General features: G+C 65.9%; 13 protein-coding genes. 8 read left to right on the top strand and 5 right to left on the bottom strand.

Annotation, left to right across the window (positions count from 1 at the left end):
* Position 1 precedes the first annotated feature (1 nt).
* The 3 genes from J4030_RS15520 to J4030_RS15510 form a co-directional block, all read right to left on the bottom strand.
* Entirely contained in the window at positions 2-892 is an 891-nt protein-coding gene (locus J4030_RS15520) for an N-acetylglucosamine kinase (RefSeq protein ID WP_208050139.1), read from the bottom strand.
* Between the two features lie 19 nt (positions 893-911).
* Positions 912-1,709, bottom strand: coding sequence for a hypothetical protein (locus tag J4030_RS15515; RefSeq protein WP_208050138.1), 798 nt, complete (start codon positions 1,707-1,709; stop codon positions 912-914).
* 259 nt (positions 1,710-1,968) lie between these two features.
* Positions 1,969-4,317 (bottom strand): hypothetical protein, encoded by a 2,349-nt coding sequence (locus tag J4030_RS15510; protein ID WP_208050137.1) that lies wholly within the window; start codon positions 4,315-4,317, stop codon positions 1,969-1,971.
* Between the two features lie 204 nt (positions 4,318-4,521).
* Here J4030_RS15510 and J4030_RS15505 point away from each other — a divergent pair, with 204 nt between their 5' ends.
* The 7 genes from J4030_RS15505 to J4030_RS15475 all read left to right on the top strand — a co-directional run bounded on the left by J4030_RS15505 (position 4,522) and on the right by J4030_RS15475 (position 12,304).
* On the top strand, positions 4,522-5,409 hold the full coding sequence (locus tag J4030_RS15505; protein WP_208050136.1) for a hypothetical protein: 888 nt from the start codon (positions 4,522-4,524) through the stop codon (positions 5,407-5,409).
* Positions 5,410-5,412: 3 nt separating this feature from the next.
* Entirely contained in the window at positions 5,413-6,708 is a 1,296-nt protein-coding gene (locus J4030_RS15500) for a hypothetical protein (protein ID WP_208050135.1), read from the top strand.
* A 36-nt stretch (positions 6,709-6,744) separates the two neighbouring features.
* Positions 6,745-7,527: a hypothetical protein gene (locus J4030_RS15495; protein ID WP_208050134.1), complete on the top strand. Its 783-nt coding sequence runs from the start codon at positions 6,745-6,747 to the stop codon at positions 7,525-7,527.
* Positions 7,524-9,239, top strand: coding sequence for an ATP-binding protein (locus J4030_RS15490; RefSeq protein ID WP_208050133.1), 1,716 nt, complete (start codon positions 7,524-7,526; stop codon positions 9,237-9,239). The genes J4030_RS15495 and J4030_RS15490 overlap by 4 nt, the downstream gene beginning before the upstream one ends.
* Positions 9,236-10,363, top strand: coding sequence for an aminotransferase class I/II-fold pyridoxal phosphate-dependent enzyme (locus J4030_RS15485; RefSeq protein ID WP_208050132.1), 1,128 nt, complete (start codon positions 9,236-9,238; stop codon positions 10,361-10,363). Before J4030_RS15490 ends, J4030_RS15485 begins: the two co-directional genes overlap by 4 nt.
* Positions 10,364-10,403: 40 nt before the next feature.
* Entirely contained in the window at positions 10,404-10,571 is a 168-nt protein-coding gene (locus tag J4030_RS15480; protein ID WP_208050131.1) for a hypothetical protein, read from the top strand.
* Positions 10,572-10,735: 164 nt separating this feature from the next.
* Positions 10,736-12,304 (top strand): hypothetical protein, encoded by a 1,569-nt coding sequence (locus tag J4030_RS15475; RefSeq protein WP_208050130.1) that lies wholly within the window; start codon positions 10,736-10,738, stop codon positions 12,302-12,304.
* Positions 12,305-12,923: 619 nt separating this feature from the next.
* On the opposite strand, the gene J4030_RS15470 is transcribed toward J4030_RS15475, so the two are convergent.
* Positions 12,924-13,736 carry a sigma-70 family RNA polymerase sigma factor gene (locus J4030_RS15470; RefSeq protein ID WP_208050129.1) on the bottom strand — a complete coding sequence of 271 codons (813 nt, stop codon included), beginning with the start codon at positions 13,734-13,736 and terminating at the stop codon, positions 12,924-12,926.
* A gap of 450 nt (positions 13,737-14,186) precedes the next feature.
* Between J4030_RS15470 and J4030_RS15465 the strand changes: the two genes are divergently transcribed.
* The gene (locus J4030_RS15465) at positions 14,187-15,164 is read left to right on the top strand and encodes an IS481 family transposase (RefSeq protein ID WP_208050128.1); all 978 of its coding nucleotides are present in this window, start codon (positions 14,187-14,189) and stop codon (positions 15,162-15,164) included.
* Positions 15,165-15,181: 17 nt separating this feature from the next.
* On the opposite strand, the gene J4030_RS15460 is transcribed toward J4030_RS15465, so the two are convergent.
* Entirely contained in the window at positions 15,182-16,138 is a 957-nt protein-coding gene (locus tag J4030_RS15460) for a hypothetical protein (protein WP_208050127.1), read from the bottom strand.
* Between the last annotated feature and the right edge of the window lie 99 nt (positions 16,139-16,237).

The raw sequence follows: 16,237 nt of genomic DNA, 5'->3' as shown, positions 1-16,237 counted from the left end.
CTCAACCGGCCGTTTGTTGGCTCGCGAGACGTAACGTTCCTACCAGTGGGTCGACCGGCCCGGTGGAGGTCAGGTGGGCCAGCTCGGAAAGTTGGAGCAGGTGGGCTCGAAAAGAGGTGATGGCCTCCTCTGATTTCCAAAGCCCGCCGGCGAGGCCTACGCGGACAGGTTCGTCGGGTCGCAGTCGGTATGCGTGCTCGACGGTGCTTTGCGCGAGTCGCGCGAGTTGCTCGTCCAGAATCGTGTGGGCGTGATCATGCCCGTCAGCAGCGAGGCGGGTCACGATCGGCGCGGCGGCCGCCAACATGGCGGCGGGGGCGTCGGCGGAGTGGATGGTGCGTACCACGGTGCGCCAGTCGGCGTCACCGTGTAGGGCTGCGACTTCGTCCGCAACCCATTCTGGCCAGTCGTCCGGCTGACCGTTGACGTAGTCCTCGTAGAACGCACGGCCGAGCGTGCTCGCGGAGCCGTGGTCTCCCAGCAACCATCCGCGGCCGCCGCTCACCAGCCACCCTGTTGCGCGTGCCGAGCTGGGCGAGCAGATGACTGATCCTGTCCCGGCGATGACGCATATGTCGGTGCCGGCCGGCAGCGCGTGAAACGCGGCGGCATAGTCCGGGTACACCCTCACCTGAGACTGTGGGCGCAGTCGCTGTAGCAGCTGTGTGATGCGGTCTTTGGCTGCTGCCGATCCCGCGCCGGCGACACAGGCGGCGATCCGTCCCGCTGCCGGTAGATCGTGCAGTGCCGCAGCGAAACTGCGTTCGAGGAGGGAGTCATCGGGGATGAGGGCGTTCGCGGGGCCGCCTTCTCCCACGCAGGACAAGGCACCTCCGACCAGGGCTTGGGCTCGGGTGGATGAGCCGCCGGCATCAATCCCGATGAGGGTCATGGCGGCCGCGGCGGGGGTGCTACTCATCGTCGGTGCCCATGGCCTCCACAAGTTGGCGGTATGCGCGCACGGCCGAGCGCAGCTCCTGCAAATAGTTGGTGCCCCGGAACGGTTGGGGCTCCGGTACGGGCTCGATGACGGTGTGATCGACCGCGACCGTTTCGACACGGGCACCGAACTGCAGGCCGAGGTTCTGGACGGCGACGGCGTGTTGGAAGGGTACGTAGATCGCCGAGGTCACGAAGAGGATCGTGTCGCCGGGCGACACATGCTCCAACCCAGCCCAGAACTGCATGGTCTCTGCGGTGTTCGCACGGCGACCGCCCTCTGCTTCGGGCGCGGCCACGACCATTTGCACGCTTAGTTCCTTCGACACGGCCTGCGATGCGGCCCAGCACCGTTTTCCGTCGACCTCACCGTTCACAGTCTCCGAAGACGACAGCGGCTCCGGTAGGGAGAAGGCGCGCTGCAGCGCGTCCTGCATGACCTCGTCCTCGGTCGCGCGTTGCGGCAAACCGAATGCTCGCAACAGGCTGGGCTCATCCAATGACCGGTCCGCCGGGTTCGGTGACAGTTTCCGGGCGGCCGTCAACCCGGTGACTCGGGGTGCGGTCACCCGCCGTGAGGTGAGCAGTTCTGCCGCGTAGGCGCTGCGCCACACGTTCGCGCGCACCAACCCTCCCAAGACCAGTATGTGATCGTAGGACGTCAGTCGTGGTGGGTGCGCCTCGATGAGGCCGAGTGCCCGCGCCGCAGCAACGGCGATCTGCTCGCGTTCGCCGTCGACCACGTCGAGCGACACCTGGTTGCGCTCCACGTACCGGGTGTCGGCGCGTTTCCTAGCACGGGCACGAAAGTCCCACGCTGCAGCAGAGAAGCCGTCCAGGTAGGCCAGTTGCGCCTCCAACGACCCGGTCGGTTCGCCACCTTCAGACGTCATCAACTCACCGAACGCCTCGCTTGAGATCCAGTCGTGGATCTCTCGACGCAGTGTCGACGGGGTCGGGCTTTCTCCCAGACCGGGGACCGGAACATCGGGGTACCGCATCGGTGCAGACGCGGTTGCCTCGCCATTGTCAGTCATGTGATCTCCATTCTTTCTTCATGTGTGGATCGACTTCCTGGCGGAAATCATGAAACCGTCCGCCGCTGACGTCCGAAAGGCGCTTGTATACCGGTGAGTTGCCTCTCACCCATGATAACCACAGGATGTCCGCCTCGTGATTGGTACACCACGCACTGAGTTTGTGGACATCAATCTCGAGACCACCCGGCGACATGGTGTCGGGTGCTCGAAAATCTCCCAGGAGTTGATAGAAATCCCAGTGTTTGAAGGAGGATTTTTTCGGTGTCCCACTGGTGGGGACTACGCCATCATTCAGGAAAGCGATCCACGCAGCGAGTGGAATCAGATCCGCCGAACGAGAATTGTCCAGTTCTTCCAGCAAGAGGATTTCACAATACGTCTCGATTATTTCGCTGACCTTGGTGGCGCCGTTCGTGGTATACGTCGGTTCGAGTGGGAGAATAGGCACGTCCAGTCGACGGTCGTCGACGAAGACATCTTTTTCACCAATGAGGCGGGCTTCGATCGCGGTTCGCACCCCCAGCAGAGCGCGCAGGCGGATAATGCGCGCCTGCACGCGCCAGTTCCTGTTCGCTATCTGATAACGAGCACGGGCTGCAGCGGGGTTGGGAGCCAGATCGGTCTTTTCCAACATTGTCAAACAATCGAGTGCCCAGTTGCTGTGGAATAAGGCTGCTCGACATATCTTTTCGAAGAACCAGCGGTAGCTTCCGTCGATACGGTGCACTTGGAGCAGACCGGTCTCTAACCGGCGTACACAGGCCCCGGCGAGGCCAAGGTACAACTGCTCCAACGTAGCTTCCCGCTCGTGAGGGTCTGATACGGTGTTGTCGCCGACGAATTGACCAAGCTGTTGGAGGCCGTCCACGAAAGCTTCGAAGGAATGGCCGAAGTGCCCTTGTTTATTTGCAAGGACGGCTTTGTTCCGATGCAGATGGGTCTGATATCCCAGATTGCTCCCGGCCGGCTGGTTTTGCACGGCCTGCGCGTGTTTCCTCGAGAGCCTTCGATCTTCGAGGAGGACGCATTGCCAGCCGATGATCTGATCCGCGGTCGACATCGCCGACTGATGATGGGGAGGATTGATCACGCGGACAGCTTGTGGCCTATGAAGGAGATACTGCTCGATCAGTTCTCTTTTTGTCTCGACATCGAACAGCTCTACGCCGCTGATGCGCATTGCGAAATTTAGAGCTTGCTGGCCGTTGTGCATCCGCACCTCCTGTGTATTAAAGAGGTTTCGGGTAGCACGAAGGGTTGCCGCAGAAACTTCAGCCCGAAACGAGGGCGCCGGGGGTATGTTTGTGGTCCGGTCGTGGGGGTCTAGAACAACGCTAAGGAGCGCATGGGCGACCTTCTGCCGTCGGTGCGCCTGCGAAAGAATATCCTCTTCGCAGTGGTCAATAATCGACCAGGCCAACATTTGAGCGACTACACCCACCGCGTCACCGACGACCGTTGTGGGGGACGCGCTTTTCCCTTGGATGTCGTGCGTGAGCAAGTCCGTATCGGACCACGCCCGGCACACCGTATCGGTAACAAATTCGCTGTGCTGGGGGCTCTGACTAAACCAGTCCGACAACTTGTCCTGTAGGACGTCACGGAGCAGACGAATCTGCGCGCCCCACCCGTCGTCGCCACTGTCGGGGGGGAGGAACAACAGCAAACCATCCAACTGCAGACCTACGGGCGCGCCGGTCTCCGGAGGCGTCCGCAGGGGGAACATGGCGGACACCGCTTGCCCGAGTTCAGGGCGCTCCTGCTTTGGCGGCCACTGCCGCTGCACTGCCGTGACCCATTGCGGGGACGTCAGCGGGACGTACTCCCCTTTCGTGGGGGTCCTTCTGACCGATGCATCAGCTGAGTTGTCCCACCCCTTGCGCGTGTTCTTGGGAGTGACTCCCATCACGGCCGGGGTCGGGTCCAGCGTCTGTGTGACGTGGCTGATCACGCCCGGATCTCCACACACCTGCTTCGCCCAGTTGGGGATCGAGTCCTCGCCGGCGTTCAGCCTCCTCCGGCGCACGACGTCCCGCGGCTTGCACGGGTGTTCGTCAAGGCCCCACCACAGTCGCACCGCACCGGCACGTTCCTCGGGCGTGGCCTGTACCCGGTTCCGCTGGACCCTACCTGTCGCAGAGAACTGCTCCACGCAACCGCGCAGCAGGGTTCTCACCCGCAGCACCCCGTCAGCGCGCCACCGACCGCCCTCATCGATCACGAGGTGTCGGAACGGGCCGGGAATCGTAGACGCGTCCCACCTGTGGCCCATGACGTGACCGCGGTAGCCACTGGCTAGCTCGTCGATGTCCTGCGCCGTGACCTCTGGCTCCACCATCACCTCCGGTCCTCAGTGTGCATGGGCCCGTGCCACCGCGCGGTGTCCATGCTGCGTGCTGCACCCAACAGCGCGATTTTCCGAAATAAGCCGCTCAGTTCGGAAAACCAATCAAGAGCACGGCCAATCCCATGAGAGGGGCTCGGCGAACGGGGGACCAGTGATGCCCTGGAAACCCCAGTTTTGAAGCTGAAGGAGTCGCTCATGGATTTTTTCAACCATCGTTTGCGCTCGGCGGTACGCGGCGTCATCGCGGCGCTGGCCGCGGTCGCATCGAGCTTGCTCCTGTCGTCGTGCGGCGTGCTCGGAACCACCGACGCCGTTCCGCCAACCCTGGCGGCGGAGGCGAGGCCGACCTCTATGTTGACCGCTCCAGCGACCAGCACGATCCACGGCGGCGCATGCATCGACCCCACGCTCTCGACCACCCGGGCCTTCAGCAGCACCGAAGACCAGAAGTTGGTCGCCGCGCTCAGGTCCTGGTCCCCCGCTCCCCCGCCTTCTGCGAATGCGGTCCCGCCGGCTGCCCAGCCGGGAGCGCCGGGCCTGAGCTTCATCCTGAAAGACGTCGATCTGAATTCGTACGGGTCGGAGTCGCCGATGACGCAGGTGAGCATTCCGCCCGTGGAGTCCCTGAAGGCGATGCCGGGCGTCGACGACGTCGGTTTCGAGGTCCAGCGCCCGCAGCGCAAAGCCGACGCGCGGACCTTCTTTGGTCAGGCCACCGCGGCGCACACTGCGGCGGGCACGGCCGCGGCCAAGGTGGCCGGTTTTCCGCTGAAGTCGTCCTACTCCTCGATCGCGGCGTGCCTCAGCGGCTTGGCAGCGCTGGGCACACCCCCGCTCGACCGCATGATCCTGGTCTCGGATCTGGAGGACACCGACCCCAAGCCGACCTTCACGGGCAACTACCGGGGCGCGAAAATCCTGATCGTCCAGGCTGCGTCCGGGAGCGCGGCGAGGACGCTCGCGCTGAAGGCGGTGTTCACGCGCAAGTTGACGAACATGGGCGCCGAGGTCACCGTGCTGCGACCAGAGGACGTCACCCCGCTGGTGTACGGGACCTTCCTGAAGACCGGGAAGGTGAGCTGAGGCATGGCGATCCCAGTGATCATGATCGTGCTGGTCCTCCTCACCGCCGCCGGCGTCACGCTGGGCGGGCTGCGCGGGGAGAAGCGTGCCGCCGCCCGCGCCCGCGCGGCTGATGACCAATCATCGCTGCTCCGCGAGATCGGTGGTCCTCGTCTGGGCGATGTGTTCACGGCCCGGTCGTTGCCGGTCCTCCACAAGGTCGGGCAGTTGCGCGGGAGCGCTGGCCGGTGCCGCGATCGTGCACAACAACGCCAAGCGTCGGCGGCCGCCTGGTGGCGCGAGATCTGGCGGGGCAAGACCTCCAAGACGGCGGTGCTGCTCGTGGTGTTCGGATGCGTCGTGTTCGCGCTGGTCGTACCGGCGAACGTCGCGTTGTCCACCAGGGTCTTCACGGCGCTCAGCGGCGACCCGCGACTGGCGCTGCGGTATGCGCTGCTCCTGACTATTGCCTGCGCGGTCGCCGGCGTCGCGAGCGCGACCCTGCTGGGAATCCACCAGGTGCCGGCCGTGATGAAGATGCGCACACCTGTGCGCCGCGGTCTAGGACTGCTGGTGATGGCGACCCCCTTGGTCATCGGGGGGGCGCTTGTGACGGTGGCCACCACACGATCTGGACAGCAACTGGACCCGCAGGTCGCCCAGGCCAATCTGGACCTGCAAGCCGCGAAAGAGGTCGGTGACAAGCCCACGATCACCTACCGGGAAGCCCACCTGGATCAGTTGACGAAGCGGCAGAGGCAGGCGGCGGACGTCGACAAGCTCGCCTCGATCATCACCCCGCTGCTGGAGTCGATCTCGGCCATCGCGGTGGTCTACGGCCTGGAGGTAGCGCTGGTCGGTGTCGTGCGGGCCGACGCCTGGAGGCTGGAACGAAAAGCCGAGAGAGATGACCGGAAGGCCCAGCATCTGGAGGAGCAGCACCAGCAGCAGTGGGTGCCGCTACTGGTTGACGCCGGGCTGCCGGCAGACGCGTACCGGGCACTGGCCGCACCCGCGCCACCCGCCACCGGTGGTGCGGGTCTTCCTCCCGGGACCATCCCCGGGCAGATCATCCCTGCGCGTGAGCGCGACGGCACCGACAACGACACCCCCTTCATGCCTAGTACCGAGCGCGAGCAGGGGAACGACCTTCCTGATGTGCCCTTGCCGCTGCCCGACCCGAAGCCACCGGTCGTACCGCCCACCAACGGGCCCGCGCAGACCGAGACCGGCGCGACCCCCGCGGCAGTCCCAGCCCCCTTTATCCCCAACCCGGGGTCGGCGCCCGCAGCCGAGGTCAACGAAGACGACGTCATCTAAGTACCGAACCATCCACTCCGGAAGAAGAAGGACGACATGTCGAACTACACCTCCAACTCAGTTCAGATGCAGCAGCAGGTCCTCGCCCGGGCCGCCCACCAGGGCCTGATGAGGGTCGGGGCCACGATTGCCTCGACCCAGCTGGCCGCGGCCCAGCAGGCATCACTGACCGGTACCCCACAGCAGAGACTGGAGACCCTCGCCTCCGTGCTGCAGGCGCCGGGCATGTCCGCGGCGTTCGGACACGTCGACGCTCCCCTACTCGCCCGAGCCGGCCGCCAGCTGACCGCTGCGACCACCGCGGTCTCGCTCGGCCGGGCGGACGCGAACACGCAGCTGCAGGACGCCGTGTCCTCGTTTTACCAGCTGGTCGACCGAGCAGTTCCGCTGGTGCAGCGGGATGAACGAGCGGTGGTCGGGCACGCGCTGACACAGTCCATGCGCGAGCTGGGCTACCAGGTGCACACCGACGCCACCGAAGCCGGGCAGGCTGTCGCGGCCACTCGTGGGGACACGACCGTGCTGGCGCTCGTGGAAGACGGCGGCACGTTCGAGATCGACTTCGCCGCCGCCGGCGACTCGTGCGAGACGATGCTGGCCGACCTGCGCGATCAACTGAGCCGGCACGGGGTGCTGGTCGAGGCCACGTCGGTGACCCGCCACGACAACCCCGGTGGCGGGACGCTGATTCAACTCGCCGCGCGGCAGGACCGCAGCGACCTCGTGCACGGCGCGCTGCAGCACTGCGCGCTGCACCGAGGCAACCGTCGTACCGCGACCACGCAGGACGCCCAGGCGCGAGTCGGTGAGCGGCGATGAACGTCGTCACCGCAGGCGCCGTCCCGTTGCGGTCCACCCTGCGTCTCGATCGTGCTCTGGACGACGCCGAGCAGCTGGGCGTGGCCTTCCTCGTGGTCGGGAACACCTCCGACTTCGTCGTCTGCGCCGAGCGGAAGGTACGCCGGGTGCGGCGGCATCTGATCACCCGGCAGAGCGACCAGGGGCGCCCGGTGATCGAGTGGTCGCTGGCCAGCGGCGCGCATCAGCCGGAGATTCCCGGCGCGGAACCTTTGACGGTGCACCTGCCCGATGCCGCAGCGGACGCCGACGAGGCCCTGGCTGAGGTGCTCGCCGCGCTGCGGACGGTCACCACACCCGCAACGTTGCTCATCAACGGCACGGATCTGGTGCTGCCCGATGTCGGGCACGCACCATCACGGGAACATCAGCGGTTCCTGCAGTTGGTTGCCGAGGCCAGCATCGACCCGGCGTTCGCGAAGCTTGGCCACCGCATCGTGCTGCTGGCTCTCAGCGCAAACCCCGACCCGCGGCTGCGCCGGCTCCCCGGGTTGGTCACCGTGACAGTGGACCCGCCCGACCTCGGCGAACGGTCCGCGATGATTGCCGCGCTGCAGCAGCCGCGACAGGGCGGCCCCACCCTGCGATTGGCCGAAGGCCTATCGGTGCAACGACTGGCCGCGATCAGCGGCGGCTTGACCCTGGCGGACCTGGCGCGAGCCCGGCACCTGCAAGAGCCGCTCACCCCGGCGTGGGTTCAGTCGGCCAAGGGCGATGCGCTGCGCGACCGGCTCGGCGGGTCGCTGACGGTATATGCGCCCGGTGAAGGGCTAGCCGGAGTCGCCGGACTGCCCCAGATCCGCCTGATACTGCAGGAGGCCAAGGCCACCGGACGCCACCCCAGGCCGATGCTGTTGGTCGGGCCGCCCGGTGTCGGAAAAACGCTGGTGGTGACCGCGATCGCCGACGAGCTCGGCGTGCCGGCCGTCGCGATGGCGAACGTGCGCAGCCCATGGGTCGGTGAGTCCGAGCGACAGCTTCGCGAGGTTCTGGAGACCGTGGAGGCGATGGCGCCGTGCGTCCTGCACGTGGACGAGATCGACCAGGCCGTCGGGCGCCGCAACACAGGCGCGTCCGCAGACGGCGGCACCTCCGAGCGAATGCTCGCCGAACTGATGACCTGGCTGGGAGACAAGACCGGCACGCAGGTGACCGTCGTGGCAACTACGAACAGAGCCGACCTCATGGACTCGGCCATGCTCGACCGGTTCACCACCGTGCCGATTTTGCACCCCTCCCCCGAGGAGGCCGCACAGGTCCTGACGGTCGCCGCGGCCCGTGCAGGTCGCAACCTCGAACAGGGCGCCGGCGAGCAGGCCGTACGAGGCTACGCGGGACTGCTGACCGGCCGGTCACTGATCGACGTCCTCGACCGCGCCATGACCTACGCCGACGGCGACGGCAGCCAGGTCATCACCCTCCGACACCTGCAGTGGGCGTTCGGGGACCTACTCGCGCCGTTGGACGAGCGCGAGCACGAGCTGCTCGCACTGCGCTCCGTCCTGCAGGCCAAGTTCATGCCGCACCTTCCCTGGGAGGCCGCCCGACGGCTGGGCACACCGGTGCACCTCCCGAGCTACCTGCAGCCCATGGCTGACACCTCCGGGCATGTGGACCTGAACCTGGTCCGCGCCCGGGTGCAGCAAATCACCACCGGAAGCCACGCGTCGTGAGACCCGCAACGCCGGCACCGCGCACTGGCCACACCGACGCCGTCCTTCTGCAGCGCGCCAGCGAGGCCATGGCCTGGTGGACCGAACAGACCGACCGGACCGCCACGAGCTCGATCACCGGCGGCGGGACGATCGCCGAATTGGAGGAAGCGCTGCTGGATCTGCTGGGTTCGGACGACCACTGCCTCGCGCTGCCCTCGGGCAGCACCGCGCTGCTGATCGCGCTTGAGGCGGTCGGCGTGCAGGCCGGGGACGAGGTGCTGACCGCGGCCTATGACTGGGACGCGGCGCTCACCGCGATCCGGCGTATAGGCGCCACGCCGGTCTTCCTGAACGTCGACCCGAGTAGCGCGACGATCGAGCCCACCGCGGTGCGCGCCGCGCTCACTGCGCGCACCGCAGCGTGCATCGCCACGGACCTGTTCGGCATCCCGGCGGACATCCCCGCGCTGCGCGAGGCGCTGCGTGGTACGCCGATCGTCGAGGACGCCGCCCAGGCTCTCGGATCCACCCTCGACGCGGTGTCGACCGGCGCCCTCGGTGCCGACGTCACCGTGTTCTCGTTCGGACCAGGCAAAATCGTCGATGCCGGTGAAGGGGGTGCGTTGGTCACCGCCCACCGCCGACTCCACGAGTACGCCGTCCAGGCCACCCAGCACCCCGTTCGACAACAGCTCACCGGCCTCTGCCCACGGCCGGCGTCCAGTTCGGCGCGGATCTCTCCCCTCAGCGCACTCATTGCCGCACACCAGCTGCGCCGTCTCGACCTCGGCGAACAACAGCACGCGCGCTGGGCCGCCGTTCAGCACGTTCGCCTCGCCCACCCCGGGGTGCGTGTCCTCGGCGACTGCTCGCGGCGCACGAACCCAGTGCTGGACCTCATCGTCGACCCGGGACCGGGCACCTATTCGACCGATCACGTCCACAGAGTGAGCCTTCCGGGCGCCACCTGGCTCGACCCGACCCGGCCTGCGCCGGACTGGGTTGCCCGCCTGCGCCGCGCATCGCCACCAAGCAGCACGCCACCAAACGCCCGGAAGGAGGTGAACACCGTGGCCCACTGCACCAGCTGCGGCATGGGTAGATGCGCCCGCTGCGGCGACAGCAAAAACGACCCGCAGTAGTCCTGCCACGCCCCGCCACGCCCCCTGAAGGAGGTGAACCATGTCGACTAAGAAGCCCCTCAACCCGCCCCGGAACCCCTCCGAGGCACAGAAGCGGCAGAAGTCCCAGGACCGCCTGGCCAAGCAGAAGGAACGAGGCTCCGCCAAGCTCGATCGCCGCAACCACCACGACGACCGCTCCCAGTCCGGGAAGCCCGGTCGCGCATGAGACCCATGCGCTGCCGGTCACCCGTTCCCCCGATGGCGACCGGCAGCGCCAGGACTCAACAGCCCAACCCGAGAGAGTGAGCGACAGTGACTGCTCCTGTGCAATCCGTCGATGAGGCACGAGCTCTCGCGAGAGCCATCCAGAAACCTGGTCGAATCCGGCCCGTGCTGGTCGTCACGGTCGCCAGCGGAGCCGGGGAACCCTACCCGGACGTGGCCGAACTGGAGCAGGCGCTGGCCGGCCTGTGCGACCTTCGCGTTCTACCCACCGGAGCGATCTCGTGGGCGTACTCCGAGGAGCTTCCCGACGGCTGCCAGGTCTATGGCGGAGCCTCCCGGGTCTACCCCGTCGACCTCGGCTGGATCCACAATGTGCGGCTGTCCCCGCTGCGCTTCGCGTACGACCTCAGCGACCGAGAACGCATCACTGACGACCTGATCAGCGACGCGATGGCCGCGGCCCGCCAGGCAGGGCTGTTTTTGCCCGGCGCAACGACCGGGACGGTAAAGACCACAGGGACGGTAAAAGGTGTCGTCGGCAACTGCGGCCTGGTCGACCTCGATCACTTTGGCGCCATCATGCCGGCCGTTATCTGGCCGGACATGATCGCAGCCGGTGTCCTGGCCGAACGACTGCTGTGCGCCGGAATGCGTGTCGAGGGCCGCTACGACCGCGCAGCAAACCGGATCGACGTCACCGCCATGGCACGTACCCTGGCCGACGCCGACGCCGACGCCGAACTGCGGGCCGGGAGCCGCTGGTTAGCTCGTGTCGCCCATCTCCAACTCCACGAACTCCAGGTCGAACTGCTGCCTGGCATCATCACGACGGCCAGGACGATCACGACTGCTGGTGACGACGACCCGGTACCACCAGTGACCGACCTTTTCACCGTCGGCGAGGTCATCGCCGTCGAAATTCTCACCACATCACCGGATGACGTCGTCGTCACCGTGGCCGATGACGCAGACCTTGCGCAAACACCGAGCCTGGCCGTACTGCCCGCCGGCCCGGGTTGGCTCATCCCCCCCGCACCGCCCGATGCCATCCCCGACGACAATGACGAGAGCACTGATGGCCTAGTCGTCGACGGTCCTTCGGAGACCTCGCCGGAAGACACCAGCGATGCCGCACTGGTCGCGATGCGCACCGAGCATGTCCTGCTCGCGCGCCGCCTGCAGTCAATAGAGCGCAAGTACGAGCGCGCGCAACAGGACAAGCAGCAGCTGCGCACTCAGGTGCGCGCCTTGCGCCTGCGGCTGGCCGACTCCCGCGGCATCGTCAGATTCCCTCAAGGCACCACGGACTCGGTCCTCGGCACCCCCGCCGAATTCCCCGATCCCACAGAGGAACTGCAGTTCCGCGCCTACATCAGTTGGGCAAACCGCACCACCGCCGCGGACAAGATCACCTACCCGTGGGCGCAGTTCACAGTCGGTCCCGAGTTCTTCAGCTCGTGGAAGGAACTCGAAGGAATCCAACCCGACCGAGTAATAAACGCCATCGCCGACGTCGTGTGCGGCCGCGCGGAAACAATTCCAAGCTACGAACTGCATCAACTGCGCGACGGGGCCGGGGGCAACAACCGCCCCGTTACCCGGCCAGGCGGAGAGACCTGCTGGCGCCTGTACCTGCAGCACAAAACACCCTCAGCACGCCGATTGCACTTTTGGCGGTTGGCCGACGGGACCGTGGAGCTCGCCAACGTGCGGCTGCACGACACCTACGGCTGACAAACCGGCCAAGCGGCCTGCGACCGCTGACGCCCGCGGAGGGGGTGCATTCGCTGCACACCGGGTTACTGATGCCCACGCATCGTCCACTGCGCCAGCGCACTCGACGGGTCCCGCGTCTCACGGCGGCTGGAAGCCATCACCGCTAAGGTCGGCAAGCACGCCTCTTAGTGGAGAGCAATGGTCTACAGACAGCACCCCCAGCTGACGCGCCCCTCGAAGGAAAGGCCCGTCGAGGCCGCGGCTGGGGTGCAGCTGACCTGACTCCTCGGACACATCTGTCGGAATGACCCCACCCCGCACCCAGAACGACAGGAATCGCGGGTGCGAAGACTGTCGTTTTGGGGTGTACCCCAGAACGACACCTACAAGGTGGTGACGCTATTCCCTCCAGGGGGTACACCGGCAGAGGAAGCAGGCCCGGCGACCCTGACCAGCTCAACCAACGCCAAAGAACGCGGGCCGTGCCCGGTACGAGCCTGACTGCTTAAGCCCGCACCGAGCATGGCTCACTGTGCCGTGCGGGGTCCGGGCGCAGCACACTGGGCGGGGTCCGGGCGTCGTGTGCGCGCCTGGAACCGTAGGGAGGTTTCTTTAACCGTCGTGTGTGGACAGGGGTTCAGGACGCTTGCGCGGTGTCGCCGGCCAGGGTGTCTCGCAGGCGTCTCATGACGGCTGCCAGCAGGCGGGAGACCTGCATCTGTGAGATGCCCAACCGCTGGCCGATCTGTCGCTGGGTCAAGTCCTGCCCGAACCGCAGCTGCACGATCAACCGGTCCCTTGGCTGCAAGGTCTTGATGATTTCCCGAAGGCTCAGGGCCGCTAGTCGCTCTTCGATGGTGCCCATGACGCCCAGGTTCAGCCCCTCGCCGGTGAAGGCGTCAGGTCGGTCCGCAGTCAAGGCCTCCAACGACGTTGCGGCGTAAGACCCCGCCACCGCGCGTGCCTCGCGCACCTGCGCCGTAGTCATCCCTAACGACTCGGCGATCTCGTCCTCCCTGGGTATCCGGCCCAGCTTCTGGGTCAGGTTGTGGGTTGTCCGCTGGATCTCCAGGTAGCGGTCATGCAACGCGCGCGGCGGGCGGACGGTCCACGCGTAATCGCGTAGATGCCGCTTCAACTCTCCGTGGATGGTGGCCCTGGCGTACGGGGTGAAACTGCCCTCGTGCGGGTCGAATCGTTCGACCGCCAGCACCAGGCCCAGCAGCGCCACCTGCTGCAGATCATCAATGTCCACACCCCGGCCGACGTACCGCCGGGCAATCCCAGTGGCCCAAGCAACGTTGACTTCCACCGCCTCGGCGCGCAGCCCCTTGGCCGCCGCAGTGTCGCCCGTGAGGCGTGCCTGCTCCAGCAACACAACCGTATGGGATTCACGCTCGGCCGGGTCAGGCTGTGCGCTGCCACCCTCACAATCCGCGTTATAGCTCACATAACGATTCTGCCTGGAAGGTCTGACGCGCTATGCGGTTTCGCCCGTGATCGAAGTTCTCTAGATATGTCTACCAAATAACCGATAATAGTTATGACAAGTCGCAGTGCGATGGGGACCCCGACCGGTGCACCACAAGAGGGCCGCTCCGATCGGGGCGGCCCCTCTGCTGTGCCGCACCACTCCCCCAGCTCGCGTCCTGACCCATGCTCGAAAGTCGCCACGATCGGACATTTCGAGCAGCGGCAACACTGAGCACGACTTTCGAGCAACAGGCTTCGCGGATCCTGGCATGCGGCGACAGGCCCGTGCAGCTGCTCGAAATGGATCGTCACTGAGCAGCGTCTAGTTGTACTCGGCCAGGAGGTTGGTGACGCGTAGGCGTTGACGACGAGGAGAACCTCCGGGTGAGGTGTGGATTGTCGAAGTCCCAGCCGCCCGGAGGTTCTCGTGTCTCACGCTAATGCTCGTCTGAACATTCATGGTCGCCGTCTGTTGGTCGACCGCGTCCGCCGGCAGGGGTGGGCGGTGGCTCATGCAGCGAAGGCGATGGGCATCTCACGCCAGTGCGCGCACCGGTGGGTCAGCAGATTCGACGCCGAGGGCGAGGCCGGGTTAGCCGACCGGTCCTCGGCACCGCACTACAGCCCGCGACGCACCACGGCGTCGGTCGAGCAAGCCGTGGTGGCCGCCCGAGGGCAGTACCGGCGCGGTCAGGACTGGTTGGGGCCTGAGCTGGGTATCCCGGCCCGCACCGTCAGCCGGATCCTGCGCCGCCACGACCTGCCCTATCTGCATCAGTGCGACCCGCTGACCGGGGAGGTGATCCGCTCCTCCAAGACCACTGCGGTCCGCTACGAACGCGAGCGGCCAGGAGAACTGGTGCACGTCGACGTCAAGAAGATCGGCAAGATCCCCGACGGCGGCGGCTGGAGAGCCCACGGCCGCCAAATGGGCTCGACAGCTGCGAAGAAGAAGGCCCGGATCGGCTACGACTACGTGCACTCCATGGTCGATGACCACTCCCGGCTGGCCTACAGCGAGATCCTCCCGGACGAGAAGGGCGACACCTGCGCCGCGTTCATCCTGCGCGCCGCCACCCACTTTGCCGCCTGCGGCATCCCCACCATCGAGCGGGTCATCACCGACAACCACTTCAGCTACCGCAAGAGCACCAACGTCAAGGCCGCAATGACAACCCTGGGCGCCAAGCACAAGTTCATCCGCCCGCACTGCCCCTGGCAAAACGGAAAGGTCGAACGGTTCAACCGCACCCTGGCCACCGAATGGGCCTACCGGCAGGTCTTCACCAGCAACGCCGAGCGCGCCGCCGCCCTTGCGCCCTGGCTACACAAGTACAACACTTCACGACGCCACACCGCCCTCGGCGGACTCCCACCGATCAGCCGCCTGTCACCAACCTCGTGACCGAGTACATCTAGTGCTCAGTCTTCGGGCGAAGGTTGCTGGGTCTCGTATAACTCCTCTTGCGCCACCGCCCGGGTGTGACGCGCGTACAGCGCCTCATCAGAAATCTGCCTATCGAAGTTCCAAGAGCTCGATCCGTTGCTGAAGACAAAGCCCATGCTCTCCACCAACGCGCGCTCGACCTCGGCGCCAGCCATGACATGCGCCAGCAAGTCCGACCCGGCAAGTGGGTCATCAACCGACGGGACCTGCTGATAGAGGTGAACTCGTTGCGACCAGCTGGGCTCTACGTACTCGCGCCAACCCTCGACAGCAGCCGTCCCTTCGCTCTCCAACCGAGCGGCCTGATCCCCCTCAAGATCAAAAGCTGCCGTATACGCCAGCACCGTGGTAAGCCGGTCGGCAAGACCCATGACGCCCCGGTACAAGTGCATCACATCGTCGGAAGCGGGGTCGATGAGTAAGTTCAACAGGTCGACCGTGGTCCAGTGCAGGACGAAAGCGATGTGGTCTGACTCGGACGATCCGGCGGCGGGGTAACCACGCGCACGGAGGCTCTTCTCGATCCGGTACTCCTCAATCTTGTAAGCCGCCATCGCGGTTAAAGTGCGCTCCCAGTCGCTGTTGCTGGCGTACGCCAGACCCTCGAAGTGCTCGTTCCGCTGCTGCAGAAGAACGTGGCCACTCTCGTGTGCCGCGAGACGCTCCAGGAGAGGAGGGTCTGCGTTGCCGATGGCCTGAGAGTTGAGCACAACGGCCGGGACCTCGCCGACTAAGACGGTCTTACCTGCCACCGTGCCTGTCCCACGGTCAGATTCGTAGGTTGCCCACCCTGTTAGCTTGCGGATCGCGCCATCAAAGTCGTCGGTGTACACCACGAGCACTTCGTCCAGATCCAGGTTCATCGCCGTCACACCGGCCGCGATAGCCGCTGCCTGGCCCGGACTTGGGGGCTCGCCCTCAACTTTGATCACAACTGCAGGTTAGGGCGCGGTGCCCCTGGTGACCCCGTGGTCTAGACCCTCAGACACATCTGTCCAAAACTGCCGATTCGTACCTCCATATGCATAGTG

Origin of the sequence: Allobranchiibius sp. CTAmp26 (assembly GCF_017565405.1) — a bacterium.
In the GTDB taxonomy this organism is placed as follows: domain Bacteria; phylum Actinomycetota; class Actinomycetes; order Actinomycetales; family Dermatophilaceae; genus Allobranchiibius.
The sequence above is the reverse complement of the archived record's forward strand: the minus strand, read 5'-3'. Positions and strand labels throughout refer to the sequence as shown.